The sequence below is a fragment of the Ruegeria sp. CDSC085 genome, from assembly GCF_059610465.1.
Map to the genome: position 1 here is coordinate 658,778 of NZ_JBXWNR010000001.1, position 17,965 is coordinate 676,742.

General features: G+C 58.2%; 16 protein-coding genes and 1 tRNA gene. 9 read left to right on the forward strand and 8 right to left on the reverse strand.

Features of this window, described 5'->3' with window-relative positions; translation table 11 throughout:
* The first annotated feature begins 84 nt into the window (after nt 1-84).
* From AC2FJB_RS03335 to AC2FJB_RS03345, 3 genes are all read left to right on the forward strand, one after another.
* Nucleotides 85-1,437, forward strand: a complete 1,353-nt coding sequence (locus tag AC2FJB_RS03335) for a glutamine synthetase family protein (RefSeq protein ID WP_299895093.1) — start codon at nt 85-87, stop codon at nt 1,435-1,437.
* A gap of 93 nt (nt 1,438-1,530) precedes the next feature.
* Nucleotides 1,531-2,913: an aldehyde dehydrogenase family protein gene (locus tag AC2FJB_RS03340; RefSeq protein ID WP_496719158.1), complete on the forward strand. Its 1,383-nt coding sequence runs from the start codon at nt 1,531-1,533 to the stop codon at nt 2,911-2,913.
* A gap of 67 nt (nt 2,914-2,980) precedes the next feature.
* On the forward strand, nt 2,981-4,126 hold the full coding sequence (locus AC2FJB_RS03345) for an iron-containing alcohol dehydrogenase (RefSeq protein ID WP_496719159.1): 1,146 nt from the start codon (nt 2,981-2,983) through the stop codon (nt 4,124-4,126).
* A 61-nt stretch (nt 4,127-4,187) separates the two neighbouring features.
* Here the strand turns inward: AC2FJB_RS03345 and AC2FJB_RS03350 are convergent, their stop codons facing one another.
* Together AC2FJB_RS03350 and AC2FJB_RS03355 are read right to left on the reverse strand one after the other, a co-directional pair.
* Entirely contained in the window at nt 4,188-5,420 is a 1,233-nt protein-coding gene (locus AC2FJB_RS03350) for an HlyD family secretion protein (RefSeq protein ID WP_496719160.1), read from the reverse strand.
* Complete coding sequence (locus AC2FJB_RS03355) at nt 5,417-5,845, reverse strand: hypothetical protein (RefSeq protein WP_496719161.1); 429 nt, start codon at nt 5,843-5,845, stop codon at nt 5,417-5,419. The genes AC2FJB_RS03350 and AC2FJB_RS03355 overlap by 4 nt, the downstream gene beginning before the upstream one ends.
* A 162-nt stretch (nt 5,846-6,007) precedes the next feature.
* On the opposite strand from AC2FJB_RS03355, the gene AC2FJB_RS03360 reads away from it, so the two are divergent.
* The 3 genes from AC2FJB_RS03360 (at nt 6,008) to AC2FJB_RS03370 (ending at nt 8,139) form a co-directional block, all read left to right on the forward strand.
* Nucleotides 6,008-7,081 carry an NAD(P)/FAD-dependent oxidoreductase gene (locus AC2FJB_RS03360; RefSeq protein WP_496719162.1) on the forward strand — a complete coding sequence of 358 codons (1,074 nt, stop codon included), beginning with the start codon at nt 6,008-6,010 and terminating at the stop codon, nt 7,079-7,081.
* Nucleotides 7,078-7,731, forward strand: a complete 654-nt coding sequence (locus AC2FJB_RS03365; RefSeq protein ID WP_496719163.1) for a DUF938 domain-containing protein — start codon at nt 7,078-7,080, stop codon at nt 7,729-7,731. Before AC2FJB_RS03360 ends, AC2FJB_RS03365 begins: the two co-directional genes overlap by 4 nt.
* Nucleotides 7,732-7,803: 72 nt before the next feature.
* Complete coding sequence (locus tag AC2FJB_RS03370) at nt 7,804-8,139, forward strand: carboxymuconolactone decarboxylase family protein (RefSeq protein WP_496719164.1); 336 nt, start codon at nt 7,804-7,806, stop codon at nt 8,137-8,139.
* Nucleotides 8,140-8,181: 42 nt separating this feature from the next.
* On the opposite strand, the gene AC2FJB_RS03375 is transcribed toward AC2FJB_RS03370, so the two are convergent.
* The 6 genes from AC2FJB_RS03375 to AC2FJB_RS03400 all read right to left on the reverse strand — a co-directional run bounded on the left by AC2FJB_RS03375 (nt 8,182) and on the right by AC2FJB_RS03400 (nt 15,995).
* Entirely contained in the window at nt 8,182-10,689 is a 2,508-nt protein-coding gene (locus AC2FJB_RS03375) for a GcvT family protein (protein WP_496719165.1), read from the reverse strand.
* 142 nt (nt 10,690-10,831) lie between these two features.
* On the reverse strand, nt 10,832-11,110 hold the full coding sequence (locus AC2FJB_RS03380) for a hypothetical protein (protein WP_496719166.1): 279 nt from the start codon (nt 11,108-11,110) through the stop codon (nt 10,832-10,834).
* Between the two features lie 86 nt (nt 11,111-11,196).
* Nucleotides 11,197-12,606: an FAD-binding oxidoreductase gene (locus tag AC2FJB_RS03385; RefSeq protein WP_299895116.1), complete on the reverse strand. Its 1,410-nt coding sequence runs from the start codon at nt 12,604-12,606 to the stop codon at nt 11,197-11,199.
* Nucleotides 12,607-12,699: 93 nt separating this feature from the next.
* Nucleotides 12,700-14,487 carry a gamma-glutamyltransferase gene (gene ggt / locus AC2FJB_RS03390; RefSeq protein ID WP_496719167.1) on the reverse strand — a complete coding sequence of 596 codons (1,788 nt, stop codon included), beginning with the start codon at nt 14,485-14,487 and terminating at the stop codon, nt 12,700-12,702.
* Between the two features lie 111 nt (nt 14,488-14,598).
* Nucleotides 14,599-14,988, reverse strand: coding sequence for a GFA family protein (locus tag AC2FJB_RS03395; RefSeq protein ID WP_299895122.1), 390 nt, complete (start codon nt 14,986-14,988; stop codon nt 14,599-14,601).
* A gap of 20 nt (nt 14,989-15,008) precedes the next feature.
* Nucleotides 15,009-15,995: a 2-hydroxyacid dehydrogenase gene (locus AC2FJB_RS03400; protein WP_117872586.1), complete on the reverse strand. Its 987-nt coding sequence runs from the start codon at nt 15,993-15,995 to the stop codon at nt 15,009-15,011.
* A 198-nt stretch (nt 15,996-16,193) separates the two neighbouring features.
* On the opposite strand from AC2FJB_RS03400, the gene AC2FJB_RS03405 reads away from it, so the two are divergent.
* The 3 genes from AC2FJB_RS03405 to AC2FJB_RS03415 all read left to right on the forward strand — a co-directional run bounded on the left by AC2FJB_RS03405 (nt 16,194) and on the right by AC2FJB_RS03415 (nt 17,905).
* The gene (locus tag AC2FJB_RS03405; protein ID WP_117868194.1) at nt 16,194-16,655 is read left to right on the forward strand and encodes an SH3 domain-containing protein; all 462 of its coding nucleotides are present in this window, start codon (nt 16,194-16,196) and stop codon (nt 16,653-16,655) included.
* A gap of 95 nt (nt 16,656-16,750) precedes the next feature.
* A complete protein-coding gene (locus AC2FJB_RS03410) occupies nt 16,751-17,740 on the forward strand; it encodes an NADPH:quinone reductase (protein WP_496719168.1) in 990 nt (329 codons plus the stop codon).
* A gap of 90 nt (nt 17,741-17,830) precedes the next feature.
* Nucleotides 17,831-17,905 (forward strand) — tRNA-Gln (locus AC2FJB_RS03415).
* Nucleotides 17,906-17,965: the final 60 nt, after the last annotated feature.

Consider the following 17,965-nt stretch of genomic DNA (forward strand, 5'->3'; position numbering starts at 1 on the left):
GCCAAGCGACCTGCCCCTTCCGTGGGGGCGGGTCAAACAGGACGAATGGCCGATGATGGATCTCGGCAAAGATAAAGGTGGCACATGCTCACGTTCGAACATCTGAAAACGCAGGTATCCGAGGGTTCGGTTGACACGGTTTTGGTCTGCATGGTGGACATGCAGGGCCGATTGATGGGCAAACGATTTCACGCGGGCCATTTCGTGGCAGGCGCATGGGAAGAGACCCATTGTTGCAACTACCTGCTGGCCACCGATCTGGAGATGGCGACACCCGATGGCTATGCCTCGACCAGTTGGGAGCGGGGCTATGGCGATTATGTCATGAAGCCGGACCTTAGCACTCTGCGCCCGGTGCCGTGGCTTGAGGGCACGGTGATGGTGATGTGTGATGTGCTGGATCATCACACCCATGAGGAAGTGCCGCACGCACCGCGTTCAATCCTGAAAAAGCAGGTCAACCGTTTGAAAGCCATGGGCTATGACGCCATGACGGCGACCGAGCTTGAGTTTTTCCTGTTCGAAAAGAGCTTTGATCAAATCCGCAAGGAAGGGTTCCGCGATCTGGCGCCGATATCGGGCTATAACGAAGACTATCACATCCTGCAGACCACCAAGGAAGAACATGTGATGCGTCCGATCCGCAACCATCTGTGGGATGCGGGTATTCCGGTTGAGAACACCAAAGGTGAGGCCGAGACTGGGCAGGAAGAGCTGAACATCAAATACGCGCCCGCCATGGATACAGCCGAGTACCACTCGATTGCCAAAAACGCGGTGAAAGAGATCGCGTGGCAGCATGGTCATGCGGCGACTTTCCTGCCGAAATGGCATCACGATAAGGTGGGCAGTTCATCCCACGTGCATCAGTCACTGTGGGCCGACGGCAAGCCCGCCTTTTACGATGACGCTGACGAACTGGGCATGTCGGCGCTGATGAAGAACTACATGGCCGGTCTGCTGAAATACGCCCCGGATTATACCTGTTTCATGGCACCCTACATCAACAGCTACAAACGCTTCATGAAAGGCACCTTCGCGCCGACGCGGATCATCTGGTCAGTGGACAACCGCACCGCTGGTTTCCGCCTGTGCGGAGACGGCACCAAGGCTGTGCGAGTCGAGTGCCGGATTCCGGGCTCAGATATGAACCCCTATCTGGCGATGGCTGGCATGCTGGCGGCAGGGATCGCGGGCATCGAAGAGGAGTTGGACTTGCAGCCACCCACCCAAGGGGACGTTTATCAGGGCGAGACTGGCATGATCCCTGGCAACCTTCGTGCGGCGCGGGATGCCCTGCATGGTTCTGTCATGTTGCGGGCGGCCATGGGCGATGACGTCGTCGACCACTATACCCGTGCTGCTGAGGTCGAAATCGAGGAGTTCGAGCGCGTGGTGACGGATTGGGAAATCGCCCGCGGGTTCGAGCGGGCGTGAGTTCGGGTCGTGCTGGGGGCTCTGCCCCCAGCCCCCGGGATATTTTTAGCCAGATGAAGCAGGGTTCCTGTTTCTTTCGGAAATGGAGTGAAAATGGGGCAGATATTGAAATGTGTCTCGCCGATCGACGGATCGGTTTTTGCCGAACGTGAAGTATTGTCGCGAGACGCCGCTTCCGGGGCCGCAGCCCGCGCTCGGGCTGCTCAGGCGGAATGGGCGACCCGTCCGTTGCAGGAGCGGATTGATCTTGTGATGGCTGGCGTGGCCGCCATTGGTGCCATGAACGATGAGATCGTGCCCGAACTGGCCCATATGATGGGTCGCCCGGTGCGTTATGGTGGTGAGTTCGGTGGGTTCAACGAACGCGCAAGCCACATGGCGAGGATTGCCGAGGCGTCCCTGGCAGATATCGCTGTGGGCGAGGATGAGACGTTCAAGCGTTATATCAAGCGCATCCCGCACGGGGTCGTCTTTGTGGTGGCGCCCTGGAACTATCCTTACATGACGGCGATCAACACGGTCGCACCGGCGCTTATCGCGGGCAACACGGTCGTCCTGAAACACGCCACCCAGACCTTGCTGGTGGGCGAGCGCATGGCAAGGGCGTTCCATTCCGCGGGTGTGCCCGAGGACGTGTTCCAGAACGTCTTTCTGAACCACGATGTTACGAACGACCTGATTGCGGGTAACGCGTTTGATTTTGTGAACTTCACCGGTTCGGTCGGCGGCGGCCAGGCGATGGAACGTGCCGCGGCGGGCACATTTACCGGCGTCGGCACCGAGCTGGGCGGCAAGGATCCCGGCTATGTCATGGACGACGCCGATCTGGATGCCGCAGTCGACACGCTGATTGACGGTGCGATGTTCAATTCGGGCCAGTGTTGTTGTGGTATTGAGCGGATCTATGTCCACGAAAGCCTCTATGATGACTTTGTCGCCAAGGCGGTGGACATCGTGAAGGGGTACAAACTGGGCAACCCGCTGGGTGCCGAGACAACGATTGGCCCGATGGCCAATGTGCGTTTTGCCGATGAGGTGCGAGCACAGATCGCCGAGGCGGTTGCATCCGGCGCGGTCGCGCATATCGACACCTTCGCTGAAGACGATGGTGGCGCGTATCTGACACCGCAAATCCTGACCAATGTCACCCATGACATGCGCGTGATGCGGGACGAGAGCTTTGGGCCCGTGGTGGGCATCATGAAAGTGTCATCCGACGAAGAGGCCATCGCATTGATGAATGACAGTGAGTTTGGCCTGACCGCCAGCCTGTGGACCCGTGATGTGGATCGTGCGGCGCGGGTTGGTGACCGGATTGAAACGGGCACTGTGTTCATGAACCGCGCCGACTATCTGGACCCCGGCCTGTGCTGGACGGGCTGCAAGAATACAGGGCGCGGCGGCGGTCTGTCCGTGATCGGATATCACAACCTGACACGTCCCAAATCCTACCACCTCAAAAAGGTAACGGGCTAAGGACGACGGCCTGCTTCGGACCCACCCCCTCGCCGAAGCAGGCCTTATTTTGCAAAGGAAACCTGACATGACACTTGTTGGAAACTGGTCCTATCCGACCGCCATCAAATTCGGAGCCGGGCGCATCAGGGAATTACCCGAAGCCTGCGCCGTCGCCGGAATGAAGAAGCCATTGCTGGTCACGGACAAGGGGCTGGCCGATCTGCCCATCACCAACGCGACACTGGATATCATGGACGCCGCCGGCCTGGGCCGTGGGGTGTTCAGCGATGTGGACCCCAACCCGAACGAGAAGAACCTCGAGGCCGGAGTTGCGGCCTACAACGCGGGTGGCCATGACGGGGTGATCGCCTTTGGCGGCGGCTCCGGGCTGGATCTGGGCAAGATGGTCGCATTCATGGCGGGTCAGACCCGCCCCGTTTGGGATTTTGAGGATATAGGCGACTGGTGGACCCGTGCCGATGCTGACGTTATCGCGCCAATCATTGCGGTTCCGACCACCGCAGGGACAGGGTCGGAAGTGGGCCGCGCAAGCGTCATCACCAATTCCGAGACCCATGCCAAGAAGATCATCTTTCATCCCAAGGTTCTGCCCACCGTTGTGATTTGCGACCCGGATCTGACCGTCGGAATGCCCAAGTTCATTACGGCAGGAACAGGCCTGGACGCCTTCGCGCATTGCGTCGAAGCCTTCTCGAGCCCGCATTATCACCCAATGAGCCAGGGCATCGCGCTGGAAGGTATGCGACTGGTGAAGGAGTACTTGCCACGCGCTTATGCTGACGGTACCGATATCGAAGCCCGTGCCCAGATGATGAGCGCCGCTGCCATGGGCGCAACGGCATTCCAGAAGGGCCTTGGCGCGATCCACGCGATGAGCCACCCAATTGGTGCGGTATTCAACACCCATCACGGAACCACAAACGCAGTCTGCATGCCCGCTGTTCTGGACTTCAACGCCCCGGCCATTGCAGACCGGTTCCAGCAAGCCGCGGCATATCTGGACATCGACGGTGGCTTCGATGGGTTCCGCGCCTTCGTGCAGGATTTCAACGACAGCCTTGGCATCCCCCGCACTCTGTCCGACCTGGGTGTGACCGAAGCCTCAATCGCAGAGCTTGTCGAAGGGGCGATCGTCGATCCTTCATGCGGCGGAAACCCGATTGAGTTGACGAAAGACAACCTGACGCAGCTGTTCAAGGCAGCTCTGTAAAACCAAGGGCCCGGCAGTGAGTTTCTGCCGGGCCCTTTAAAACTGCGCAGCCTGTACCAGATCAGTGCCCGGTCAGCACCAGTGTGTTGACAGGCATCAGGATCAGACGCAAACGCAGACCGGCCGCATGCACTACTCCGATCGTGTCGACCACATGCAGGAAAGCCGCCTCCCAAAAGCCCAGATCCCCGTGCTCCAACCGCTCGTGGTTGTCTGTGTAGACATTGGCCAGACAATTGCTGCCCGGTGGAATGTCATCGGCCATACCTTTGTATAGCGGCTCCATATAAACCAGAATCGAGCCGGGATTGCTGTTGGTCTGCACGTCCCGCAATTCATCCGATGGACGGATCTGGCCGGAAGGAATGACATCCTGCACCTCGACCACCACAGTAGGGATCACGGTGAATGGCATGGTCATGCAGCCCAATTCGCCAATCATGCCCGGCTTTATCACCTGAGCAGACAGCTGGCTGAAAGCGGCCTGAAAGCGGTCATGTCCGGTATGCGATGGCACTAGAATACCAGCAGGTCGCAACAACGGGCTTACGTAGTCACCGACCTGCAGGCCGAACTGTTCGACCCGCCCCGTGACGCCCGCGATGATTACGGTTTTGTCCAATTCGGTCTGCGCAGCATCCAGTTGCGCAATGGCACTTGCCAGCTGCGCGGGGATCAGTTCTTCAATCTGCTGCTCAACCGCAGCACGTTTGGATTCCGCTGCAAGAACCTGGGCCTCTCGCTGGGCAACAAGGTTTTCCAGCCTCTCAATCTCGGCCAACCTTACCGCGCTTGAACCTTCGTCACGCAGGGTTGTGTTGCGCTCAAGATCCTCCAGAGACTGCGCAAGCGCTGCCTTGGCACCGGCAATTCCAGCTTCGGCCTCGGCCAAGTCGGTTTCCGCAACCTTAAGTGAGGCCTGCACCTGTGCAATCTGCGCATTTGCCGCCTGAACCTGTGCGGTCTGACTAAAATCCTCGATCCGGAAAATCGGTTGCCCAGCGGTTACTAGCTCGTTGTTCTTGACAAAAACCTCGGAAACACGGCCACCCAATTGCGGCAGAATGGTCACTGTCCGGAAATAGGACGCCGCGGTTTTACTGGCTGGATGAAAATAAAACAGCGTGGTGATCACGGTCAGCGCCAGAATTGCACAGGTGGTCAACCCCCACCGCAGTTCGTACCACATGGTAAACAAGGTAATCTCGTGACCGATCCGCTTACCCTGAACGAACCGGCGAAACAGATAGTCGGGCAGCACCGTTATCAGGGCGCAGAGCATGGTCTCGATCATGTGGTTTGCTCCTGCGCATCGCTGGCTTCGGAATCCGGCGATACCGGTACCGTTGTTTCAGGCACCGGTTCCGGAACAGGAGATTGACCAAGAGAACGAATGGCATCGGCAATATTTCTAAGCGGGGTGGCAAAATCCGGAAACTGGAACCCTGCGACCAATATAGCGGCAACCCAGAAAAGCCCATTATGTGTGAACAGTGCCAGCAGCGCCAGAATACCCACCAATTGGAATTGCGGGTGATTGTTTTCGTGGGCCATTTTTTCAGGAACTGAATGAAGTGTCAGGTATCCGACACCGATCAACACCACCAGAACGACGAAAAAAACGACCATGGCGGAGAAAAGGTAATCGCTTCCGTCAGCTGCGACAACGTATCCGGGAATATGCCCTGTGGCCATTGGATGAAGGTCTGCTGCGGTCACCTTACCCTCCTGTTTATTTTGATACTTCTTTGACCGGGTTGAAGCACAATTTCAAGGCTGCTTATAGTTTGAAAACCCAAACGCGTGGCGAATGAGGAGCTTTAGGGTCAGCATGAAATTCAAGAAACCCATTGCATATCTGTCTCGAACGGATCGCAAATCATGATTGATTTCCTTATCATCGGCGGCGGAATTGCCGGGCTCAGTGCGGGTGCGCGCCTGTCGAAACATGGAACTGTGGTGGTTCTCGAAGCCGAAGACGCCCTGGGCTATCACGCATCGGGCCGGTCGGCGGCGTTGTTCGAAGAAAGCTATGGGCCTCCCTCGGTCGTCGCCCTGAACAAAGCGGGGGCCGCCTTCTTGCGCACACAGAATGGCGGGTACCTGACCCCGCGGGGTTTGATGCTGGTCGGAGCGGTTGAACAACCCGACATTTTTGAAGCCGATCGCGCCGATCTGAACATGGTGAAGATAACGATGGATCAGGCCATATCGCGCGTTCCGATCCTGAACCCGGACAAAGTCGGGTTTGCAGCCATCAGCGAAGCGGCCTTTGACATCGATACAGATCGCCTGTTGCAGGATTTCGCCCGGACCATCCGGCAAAACGGAGGAACGGTTTCGACGAAAAGCAAAGTCACCGGCATTCGAAAAGAAAAGCACTGGGTGGTTGAGGCCAATGAGATCTTTGACGCCCGCACTCTGGTCAACGCAGCCGGTGCCTGGGTGGATGAGGTTGCACAGCTTGCAGGGCTGCCTGGTATCGGCATCACACCTCGCCGTCGGTCGATGGCGCGTCTGCCCGCCCCCGGAGGGCATGACGTTTCTGTCTGGCCCATGATGCTGGGCGCTGGCGAGACATGGTACGCCAAACCGGATGCGGGCAAGCTTCTGGTCTCTCCCTCCGAAGCCGATCCGGTTCCGCCGCAGGATGCCTATGCAGATGATATGGTGTTGGCAGAGGGTCTGGCGCGGTATGAAGAGTTGATGACCGAGCCGGTCACAAGGGTTGAAACGAATTGGGCAGGTTTGCGCAGTTTTGCCCCTGACGGGACCTTGGTGCTTGGGCGCGACCCACTGGACCCTTCGTTTGTCTGGAGTGGCGGCCAGGGCGGGTATGGTTTTCAAACCTCACCGGCGGCCTCGCAACTGTTGTGCGATCTTGTTGTTGGAAACACACCCGAGCTGGAACCTGACATAGTAGGCATGTTGACCCCTGACAGGTTGAAACGATGATCAAACGCAGCCTCCCCTCTTCTGCAAGCGTCGCCAATGCGTCTGAAGATGGCAAGCTGGTGGCCCCGGCAGCATCCCGAAACACGGAGGCCCTGTGTGCATTGCTGCAAGAATGGGGCCCGTCCCAAGGCCAGGCATTGGAAATCGCAAGCGGGACAGGTCAGCATGTCAGTGCCTTCGCCGAAGTGCTGCCCGGGCTGACCTGGCAGCCTTCGGAAGTTGACACTGAGCGGCGCGTGAGTATCGACGCCTATACCCGCAACTCGCCCAATGTCGCGCAGGTCGTAGAACTGGATGCAGCGAATTCAGGCTGGCACAGGCGGATTTACGGCAAGGATCTGATCGTTCTAATCAACTTGATTCACTTGATCAGTTGGCAGGAAACCAGAACCATCGTTTCAGAAGTCGCCCAATCGCTGTCACCAAAGGGGCGGTTCATCTTGTACGGCCCATTCAAACGCTCGGGCCAACTCACCAGTGACGGGGATGTCCGCTTTCATGCGGCTTTGTTTCAACAAGACCCCGAAATCGGCTACAAAAACGACGGGGACATTCTGAATTTGTTCAAAAACGTCGGTCTGCACATGCTGGCTACGGTCGAGATGCCTGCCAACAACCTTGCATTCATTGCCGAGCGCCCTGTCGTCTGATCGAGATCAAAGTCAAACAGCTGTACCCAACTTCATATTCCGGTTGCGAAATATGAAGAAGGGCACTCAGAAATGGCATGGCAAGAAAAACTCTCGGCAACACGAAAGAGTTTGCGAAACCTGAACGGTTCTATCCCCGACACGACGCGCGCATTCGGAGCGCTTGGCAAAGCCGTCAAAGAGGGCGGTACACTCGACTACAAAACCAAGGAACTCATTGCGTTAGGCATGTCGGTCAGCCTGCGCTGCGAACCCTGTATCACCCTGCATACCGAAGCTTTGATCAAGGCAGGTGCGACACGAGAGGAAGTGTCCGACGTGTTGGCCATGGCTATCCAGATGGGTGGCGGCCCAGCCATGATGTACGCGGCCAAGGCGCTGGAATGCTTCGACGAACTCTCAACATGACAAAAAGAAAAGGCCCCGGAGGTTTCCAGGGCCTTTCTTCGATCACCCGTCCTTGCGGATGGTTTCGTTTTTAGGATCGTAAGGGCTGTCGCAGGTTACAACCGCATCCCAAAGCTTGTCCTGCATTTTGACCTTCAGCTTTTTGCCTTCGACTGCCAGCTCGGGCTTTACATAACCCATGCCGATGGACTTCTCGAATGCCACGGAGTAACCGCCCGAGGTCAATCGACCCACACGCTCGCCTTCCGGTGTGTACAGTGCCTCGCGGCCCCATGGGTCGGCATCCTCCGGGCCGTCGATCAGCAGGGTACAGCACTTCACGCGCACGCCGGTCTCTTCCAGCTTGGCCTTGCCGTAGAAGTCTTTCGACAAATCGACAAAGCGCGGCAGGTCGGCTTCCAGCGGGGTCGCATCGCGGCCCAGTTCGGTGCCGAAGGCGCGATAGGATTTCTCCTGCCGCAGCCAGTTCTGGGCGCGCGCACCGACCAGCTTCATGCCGTGCTTCTCACCGGCTTTTTCAAGCAGGTCGAACAGGTAGTTCTGCATCTCGATCGGGTGGTGCAGCTCCCAGCCCAGTTCGCCGGTATAGGCCACGCGGATCGCGTTGACCGGGCACATGCCCAGTTCGATCTGACGGGCCGACAGCCACGGGAAACGCTTGTTGGACAGCGCGGTTTCCGGATCGGCGTCTTTGATGACCTCGTTCAGAACGTCGCGCGACTTGGGTCCGGCGATGGCGAAGACGCCCCATTGCGTGGTCACGTCCTGGATTTCGATGTAACCGAACTCCTCCATCTTGTCCTCGGCCGCCTTGCGGAGGTAGTCGGCGTCATACTCGGTCCAGGCACCGGCAGAGACGATGTAGTAGTTGTTCTCGCCATTGCGGACGATGGTGTATTCGGTGCGGGTGGTACCGTGCGACGTCAGCGCGTAGGTCAGGTTGATCCGACCGACCTTCGGCAACTTGTTGCAGGTGAACCAATCGAGGAACTGGGTCGCACCGGGGCCTTTGACGACATGTTTGGTGAAGGCCGACGCGTCGATCAGGCCGACGCCTTCGCGGATCGCTTTGGCTTCTTCGACAGCGTACTGCCACCAGCCTCCACGGCGGAACGAGCGGCTTTCCTTGTCGAATTTGTCAGCTGCATCGACGGGGCCGAAATAGTTCGGACGTTCCCAGCCGTTGACCCATCCAAACTGAGCGCCGCGCGCTTTCTGACGATCGTAGGCCGGAACTGTTCGCAGCGGACGGCAGGCTTCACGTTCTTCGTCCGGATGGTGCAGGATATAGACGTGCTCATAGCACTCTTCGTTCTTGCAGGCCGCGAACTCGGTGGTCATCCAGTTGCTGCTGTAGCGTTTGGGGTCCAGCGAGGCCATGTCGATCTCGGCTTCGCCATCGACCATCAACTGCGCCAGATAATAGCCGGTGCCGCCGGCGGCGGTGATACCGAAGCTGAAACCTTCTGCCAACCACATATTGCGCAGACCCGGCGCAGGACCAACCAGCGGGTTGCCGTCAGGCGTATAGCAGATCGGGCCGTTGAAATCGTCCTTCAGGCCGGATTCGGCGCAGGACGGCACACGCTCGGCCATGGCCATGTACTGATCCGCAATCCGATCCAGATCCAGCGGGAACAGGTCTGCGCGGAAGCTGTCCGGCACACCGTGTTCAAACCGCGCGGGGGCGCCGTGTTCATAGATACCCAGAATCCAGCCACCGCGCTCTTCACGCGCATAGGATTCGTTGTCCGCATCGCGCACAACGGGGTGTTCGGGGTTGCCCGCTTCACGCCATTTGACCAATTCCGGGTCTTTGTCCATGACGATGAACGTATGCTCGACCGGGATCGCCGACATCTTGATGCCCAGCATCTTGGCGGTGCGCTGTGCGTGGTTGCCCGATGCAGTGACGACATGCTCGGCAGTAATCACGACCTTCTCATCGCTCTCGACAAGATTGCCGCCTTTTTCCACCATCTTGGTGCAGGTGACTTCCCAATGGGTGCCATTCCAGTGGAAGGCATCCGCCTGCATCTTGCGCACGATCTCTACACCACGCTGACGGGCCCCCTTGGCCATCGCCTGAGTCACGTCAGCCGGGTTAATGTAGCCGTCCTCGGTGTGATAGATCGCACCCTTCAGATCCGATGTCTCGATCAGGGGCCAACGCTCCTTGATCTGGTCGGGGGTCAGCCATTCGTACACGACATCGCAGGTCTCCGCTGTCGAGGCGTAGAGCATATACTCATCCATGCGCTCTTGCGTCTGTGCCATGCGCAGGTTGCCGACAACGGCAAAACCCGCATTCAGCCCGGTTTCTTCTTCCAGCGTCTTGTAGAAGTCGACCGAGTACTTGTGGATGTGAGTTGTCGCATAGGACATGTTGAACAGTGGCAGCAGACCAGCCGCGTGCCAAGTGGACCCGGACGTCAGCTCGTCCCGTTCGATCAACATCACATCATCCCAGCCCGCTTTGGCCAGATGATAGGCAATCGAGGTCCCAACGGCGCCGCCGCCAACGACCAATGCTTTGACTTGGGTTTTCATAACCGGGCGTCTCCCCTTGAAATCAGTTGACACCATATGGCGCACTTGAGGGGGATCGCGCGACATTCATCCGACCAGTGATATGAAAAAAACGACCCGAACATCGAAAGCGGATCGAAGATCAGGCATGAAACCCCTGATCTCAACCGCTGGAGCGACAGCGCTTGCTTGTCCCGATCGTGGTGCAGACGAGCTTCCGAGTGTCCTCTGACGGCGTCTTAGCCGCAGGTTCCTCTGGCTGTACAGGTTGAACTTCTGCTTCGAACCATCTGTCCGAAATTCCGACACGCGAGGATACCGAGGCAAGATAACCTTTGATACCCAGCCCAGTCTCGGATGCCTTGGCTTGCTGAGAATAATCCAGCCCAGCAACGACCACCCCACAGACTGCTGCAAACCCTGCCAGATATTTTGCACTCATGTCGACCACCTGTTCTCAATCAAGTCTGTGAAACCAAAACATGTGGACGATTTGAAGGCGCAATGCGGGCCAGAACGCGAAAATCATTACGATTGGTCGGACAAAACCTTGCCGGGATTCATGATATTTTCGGGGTCCAGAGCGGCCTTGATCGCCGCCATATACTGCGTGGCAGCACCCAATTCCTTGATGAGGTAAGGCATTTTGCCCTGACCGATGCCGTGTTCACCTGTACAGGTGCCTTCCATTGAAATTGCCAGATCATTCAACCAGCCGACAAACTCTTCGGCTTTGGCAACTTCTTCGGTATTTTCCATGTCGATCAGTAGAAGCGAGTGGAAGTTCCCATCCCCCACATGCCCGACCATTGGCGCGAGCAAACCAAGATCGGATGCCTTCTGTTGGGTGCTGGTCACACATTCCGCCAGGCGCGAGATCGGCACGCAGACATCTGTGGAAATGCCACGCGCGCCGGGGCGCAGTTGCAGGCACGCCCAATACATATCATGCCGAGCCTGCCAAAGCTTGTTCCGCTCTTCGGTGGTCGAGGTCGCAGCAAAGTCAGTGCCGCCGAACTCCTCGACGATCTGACCAAAGGTTTCAGCCTGTTCCGCTGCACCGCTTTCAGAGCCATGGAATTCAAGCAGCAACAACGGCGTTTCCGGCAGGCATAGCCCGGAATAGGCGTTTGCCGCCTGAACCGACATTTCATCCAGCAACTCTATTCGGGCGACCGGAATGCCATACTGAATGGTCATCATCACAGCACGACACGCTGCATCGACCGATGGAAAAGAACACCTGGCCGAGCTGATCGCTTCGGGGATGCCCTGCAACCGCAGAGTCAACTCGGTGATGATCCCCAACGTACCTTCCGCCCCAATCAAAAGACGTGCCAGATCATACCCGGCCGATGACTTCTTGGCCCTGTGACCGGTACGGATGATCTGGCCGTCCGGCATGACCGCCTCAAGGCTGAGAATGTTGTCCCTCATCGTTCCATACCGCACCGCATTGGTGCCCGAAGCGCGGGTCGCGGCCATACCGCCCAGCGAGGCATTCGCCCCCGGGTCAATCGGAAAGAACAGACCCTGGTCCCGCAAATGGGTGTTCAGCGCCTCACGCGTGACGCCGGGCTGCACGACGCAATCCAGATCTTCGGCGTGGACCGCCAGCACCTTGTCCATCTGCATCAGATCGACCGAAATTCCCCCCGCTGGCGCATTCACATGCCCTTCCAGCGACGTTCCAGTGCCGAAGGGGATCACCGGTACCCTGTGCGCGGCGCAGGTTTTGACGATTTCCGAAACCTCCTGCGTTGTATGCGGGAAGACCACAGCATCCGGGCTCTGGTTTTCGATCCAGGTCGTGGTGTGCCCGTGCTGTTCCCGGATTGCGGCACCAGTTTGCAGCCTGTCGCCAAAGCGTTGTTTCAGAACGCCTATGACGGTTTCGATACCTGTTTCATTCCGAGGCAAAGCGGTCGCCTGCACCATCGTCATCCTCCCTTGCCCCAACACATCGCGGGCCTTTCAGTCTATGACTAATTGGCCCACTAAGTGCGGGCAATCCCCACAAATACCGAGGGCCTATTCGCCCAGCGCAATACCTTCGCGGCGCGGGTCGGCACCACCGCTCAGCCCGCCGCCAATTTCGATGGCGTGAAGGCCAGATGTCAGGTCACGCGGATTTACCTCGAAGCCAAGCTCGGTCAGCCCGTCAGAAAAGCCTTCTGCAGAGGTCCCGGCCTCGACGTCGTAAGTCCCGAAACGATTGACCATATGCGGCAGTGACACGGCTTGTTGCACATCCATCCCCCAGTCGACCCAGGCGATGATCGACTTGGCCACATAGCCGATGATCCGACTGCCACCCGGAGAACCAATAGCCAAAACCGGCGCGCCATCCTGCATCACGATGGTCGGGCTCATGGACGAACGCGGACGTTTTCCGGGCTCCAGCCGGTTGGCAATCGGCACGCCGTTACTGTGGGTCTTGAACGAAAAATCCGTCAGTTCGTTGTTCAGAAGGAACCCGTTTGTCATCAGGCGTGAACCAAAGCCGTTCTCGATGGTCGTGGTCATCGACAGCACGTTGCCATAGCCGTCCACGATCGAGATATGCGAGGTCGAGGGCAATTCCAGCGATACATCATCCGCCCAGTTTAGCGCGTGATCGAATTCTGGTTGCCCCGGTCCGACCTCTGCCAAAGCGCCTTCGGAGTCCAGCAATTCAGCACGTTGCGACAGGTACGCCGGATCGACCAGCCCGCTGGTCGGCATGGGTACGAAATCGCTGTCGGCCATGTAGCGGCCCCGGTCCGCAAAGGCGAGACGCGAAGCGTCTCCGATCAGCCGCCACGCTTCGGCGCTTTCCGAGCCCATGGCCGCCAGATCATAGCTGTTCAGCATCCCCAGAATTTGCCCCACGGTCAACGCACCCGACGACGGCGGGCCCATGCCGCAGACTTCATAGGCACGGTATTCTGCGCAAACCGGCTCGCGTTCAATCACCTGATACAGCGCAAGATCCGCACCGGACAGAACACCGGGATTGCCGGGAGCGTTGCGAACCGTGCGCACGATATCTGCTGCAATCTCACCTCCGTAGAATCCAGCCGCCCCGTCACTGGCCAACACACGCAGTGTTTCGGCATAAGCTGGGTTCATCAGGCGCTGCCCCTGCTGCAACGGTTCGCCTCCCGGCAGGAAGTATTCGGCGGTTTCCGGGAAGTGCGACAGGCGCTCGGCATCGTTTTCGACAAGGCTGGCCAGACGTGGGGACACCAGGAACCCTTCGTCCGCCAACCGGATTCCATCGGCAAACAATCCCGGCCACGCAGAACGGCCCCAGCGGCGATGCGCCTCTTCCAGCAAAGCAGGTGTGCCCGGAGTACCCACGGACAGCCCACCAACAACTGCGTCGAAGAACTTCAGCGGCTCTCCGTTTTCGTCTTGAAACAGAGTCGGTGTGGCCGCAAGCGGTGCGGTTTCACGCCCGTCCAGGGTTGTCATCTGCCCGGTCGCTGCGTCGTACCAGACCAGAAACGCACCACCGCCCAAGCCCGAGGATTGAGGCTCGACCAGGCCCAGCACGACCTGCACCGCTACCATTGCGTCTGCGGCGGACCCACCTGCGCGCAATACTCTGGCTCCGGCTTCCACGGCCAGCGGGTTGGCTGCGGCAATCATCCAAGTCTCAGACGTGACCGGAACACCATCCAGCTTGGCCTCGAGCGCGGCGATGACCTCCTCTGTCATGGCCTGCACCTGCCCTTCCGTGGCCGTTTCCGGCGCAACGGCATCGGCCGCTTCCTGAGCGTACCCCTGAGTTGCACAACACAATGCAGAAAGAAGTAGAACTGAAACAAGTCTCATCTGATCAAATCCTCCAATACATCCTTAATTATCAAAACTGTACGCCGAACACACTCTGAACAAGGATAAGCTGCACGGGCATCAACACACGGCAGACTTCCGCCACATGAGTTAAGCCTTTACGCCGTCTGCCAATCGACCCTGGTCAAAGCGGGTCATTCCACAGAAATCAGGCAACCACGCTTCACGCCGGGTGACCCAGCTTTCATAAGTTGGCGTCAACTGGTCTGGCGCATCAAGGCACCCAAGATGCACTTCCACTTCAGCTCCGCTGCGCGCAAAGACCGGAGAGCCGCAGCCAGGGCAAAAGAACCTGTCAACATAGCCGCGCGCTTCGCCGGAAACCTCAATTCTGTCATCCGGGAAAACGGCCGCCGCATAGAACAAAGCGCCATGATGCTTGCGACAATCCAGACAGTGACAAATCCCGACCCTGAGAGGACGACCTGAAGCTTTGATGCGCAGATTTCCACATCGGCATCCTCCTTCATAAACGTCCATTCCTGCTCCTTTCCGGAGTGCTACAGCATCGCCGGCACAACCTGATCCGGCGGGCGGTGGCCGTCTTCGAAAGTCTTGATGTTGATAATGACCTTCTCGCCCATCTCCACCCGGCCCTCCAGCGTTGCCGATCCCATATGAGGCAACAGAACCACATTGGGCAGCTGCCGCAGGCGCGGGTTCACGTCAGTGCCCTGTTCGTAGACATCCAGCCCCGCCCCCGCAATTTCACCTGCACGGATCATCCGGGTCAGGGCATTTTCATCCACGACTTCGCCACGTGACGTGTTTACGATCACTGCCGAGGGTTTCATCAGTTTCAGACGACGTGCGTTCATCAGATGGAAAGTCGACGGCGTTGAGGGGCAATTGACCGAGATCACGTCCATCCGCGCGACCATCTGATCCAGGCTTTCCCAATAGGTTGCCTCCAGTTCCTGCTCAGTCTCTGGGCGCAGCCTGCGACGGTTGTGATAGTGGACCTGCATTCCAAACGCGTTTGCACGCCGCGCTACTGCCTGCCCGATCCGTCCCATGCCCAGAATACCCAGACGGCGACCTCCGATACGACCTCCCAGAAAAGCGGTGGGTGCCCAGCCGGACCAATCTCCTTGCTGCATCACACTCAGACCTTCGGGAATGCGTCTGGTAACTGCCAGGATCAGGGCCATCGTCATGTCGGCGGTGTCATCAGTCAGCACGCCCGGCGTGTTCGACACCAGAATACCGCGCTGACGCGCTGTGGACACATCAATATTGTCGACACCAGCCCCGTAATTGGCAATGAGCTTCAGCTTTTCGCCCGCCTGCCCCAGTAGACCGCTATCAATCGCATCAGTTACCGTAGGCACCAGCACATCGGCGTCTTGCACTGCGGCCACCAGTTCCTCGCGTGTCATCGGAGTGTCATCGTCGCGCAAGCGCACGTCAAATAACTCGCTCAAACGTGTTTCGACCGCTTCGGGCAACCGTCGCGTAACGACAACACTCAAACGTTCTCTTGGCACCTCGGCCCTCCCACTGCTTTGCAAACGGACGCGCGCCATGGCATCGTGGCGCAGGAAAAGGCGGGGCACAAGAACCCCTTTGGCATTGAGTCGACCTTTTTTCGGAACCGGATCAACAGGCATAAGAGCAGGCAGTCAGTGAGTGGTATTCGACCGGTAAAACGCCGTTGTCTGGCGGGATTATCCGTATTTCTGGTCATGCTCGGCGCGTGGGCTGCTCATGCCGACGTGAAACGTGGATCAGTCACCAACCTGCCCCTACCCCGTTATGTCTCGATGAAAGCGGCCGAAGGCAACGTTCGACGCGGACCTTCTTTGACACACCGAATCGACTGGGTGTTCAAACGACGCGGCATGCCGCTGCAGGTTACTGCCGAATACGGCAATTGGCGAAGGGTTCAGGACCGCGACGGCGCTGGAGGCTGGGTTCACTACGCTTTGCTGTCGGGCGTTCGGACAGTGCTGGTTGAAGCCGAAATGCTACCTGTCTATGCCCGACCTGATCCGACCTCGCCCGTGAATGCGCATTTCGAATCCGGGGTAGTGGCCCGGCTGGGAACCTGTTCGCTGGACTGGTGCCGGATCACCGCCGGCGGGTATCGGGGTTGGACATTGAAATCGAACCTTTGGGGTGTCGACCCGTCCGAGATTCGCGAATAACCACTGGGCTGAACTCCCCCTCATCGCGGACTCGTGACAAGGTGTTTGAGTTTCCCGCCGATATGCTGTGAAACTCGACCAAAACGGAGACGATCATGCGCGCAGTTACATATTCCACCTTCGGAGACCCGGCTGATGTCCTGCGGATACAGGACCTCCCTCCGGTCCGGCCGGGTCCGGGCGAGGTCACGGTAGAGCTGTCCTTTTCCGGAGTGAACCCTTCCGACGTCAAAGCCCGCGCTGGGACCAGACCGGGCGTGACAGAGCCGCCGTTCCCCCTGATCATCCCGCACAGTGACGGCGCCGGTGTGATCTCGGCCGTAGGCGATGGAGTATCCGCATCTCGGATCGGTCAACGCGTGTGGATCTGGAACGGGCAATGGCAACGCCCGTTTGGCACTGCCGCCAGCCACATCACTCTTCCCGATGCGCAGGCCGTCGCTCTGCCGGATACAGTGTCGTTACAGACCGGTGCGATTCTGGGCATCCCCGGTCTCACCGCCAGCCATGCGGTGTTTTCAGGCGGCTGCCCCGAAGGGCGTACGATCTTGATACACGGTGGCGCGGGCACCGTCGGCTTTCTGGCTGTTCAACTTGCCAAATGGGCAGGCGCGCGTGTGATTGCGACCGCCAGCCCTCGCAACTTTGACAGGGTCAAGGCAGCCGGGGCAGATATCGTACTTGATTACGCCAGCAAAGATCTTTCGACCGAGATTCTCGAAGCAAATGGCGGGCAAGCAATCGGTCGAATCGTCGACGTCGAATTCGGCCAAAACATTCAAACAAACGCCGTGGTCATCGCCGAGAACGGCCGCATCAACGCCTATGGCTCTGCCCAAGACATGACCCCCGTGTTTCCGTTCGGACCGATGATGTTCAAAGCCATGACGCTTGAGACCATTTTGATTTATCTTCTTCCGTCGGATCTGCGTACCCTTGCCGTGAAGACCCTTCACAGGGCCTTGGCTGATGGCGCTTTGACCTGCCCTGTTCAAAAGGTTTTTGCACTGGAAGAATGCGCGTCCGCTCATGCAATGGTGCAGGACGGAAACCGTACCGGAGCTGTGTTGATCGACACCAAATGACCGCCCTGAAAAAAATCTGTCCAACGTGAGTTTTTTTGACAAAACGCTCTTGATCCCTGCCAGCAACAATCGTAGATAGCCGCTCACCGTTGGGGTGTAGCCAAGTGGTAAGGCAGCGGTTTTTGGTACCGTGTATCGTAGGTTCGAATCCTACCACCCCAGCCAGTTCATCAGAACATCGTTACTCCGATACCTGTTGACACCGTTTGCTGCGGAAAATGCCCC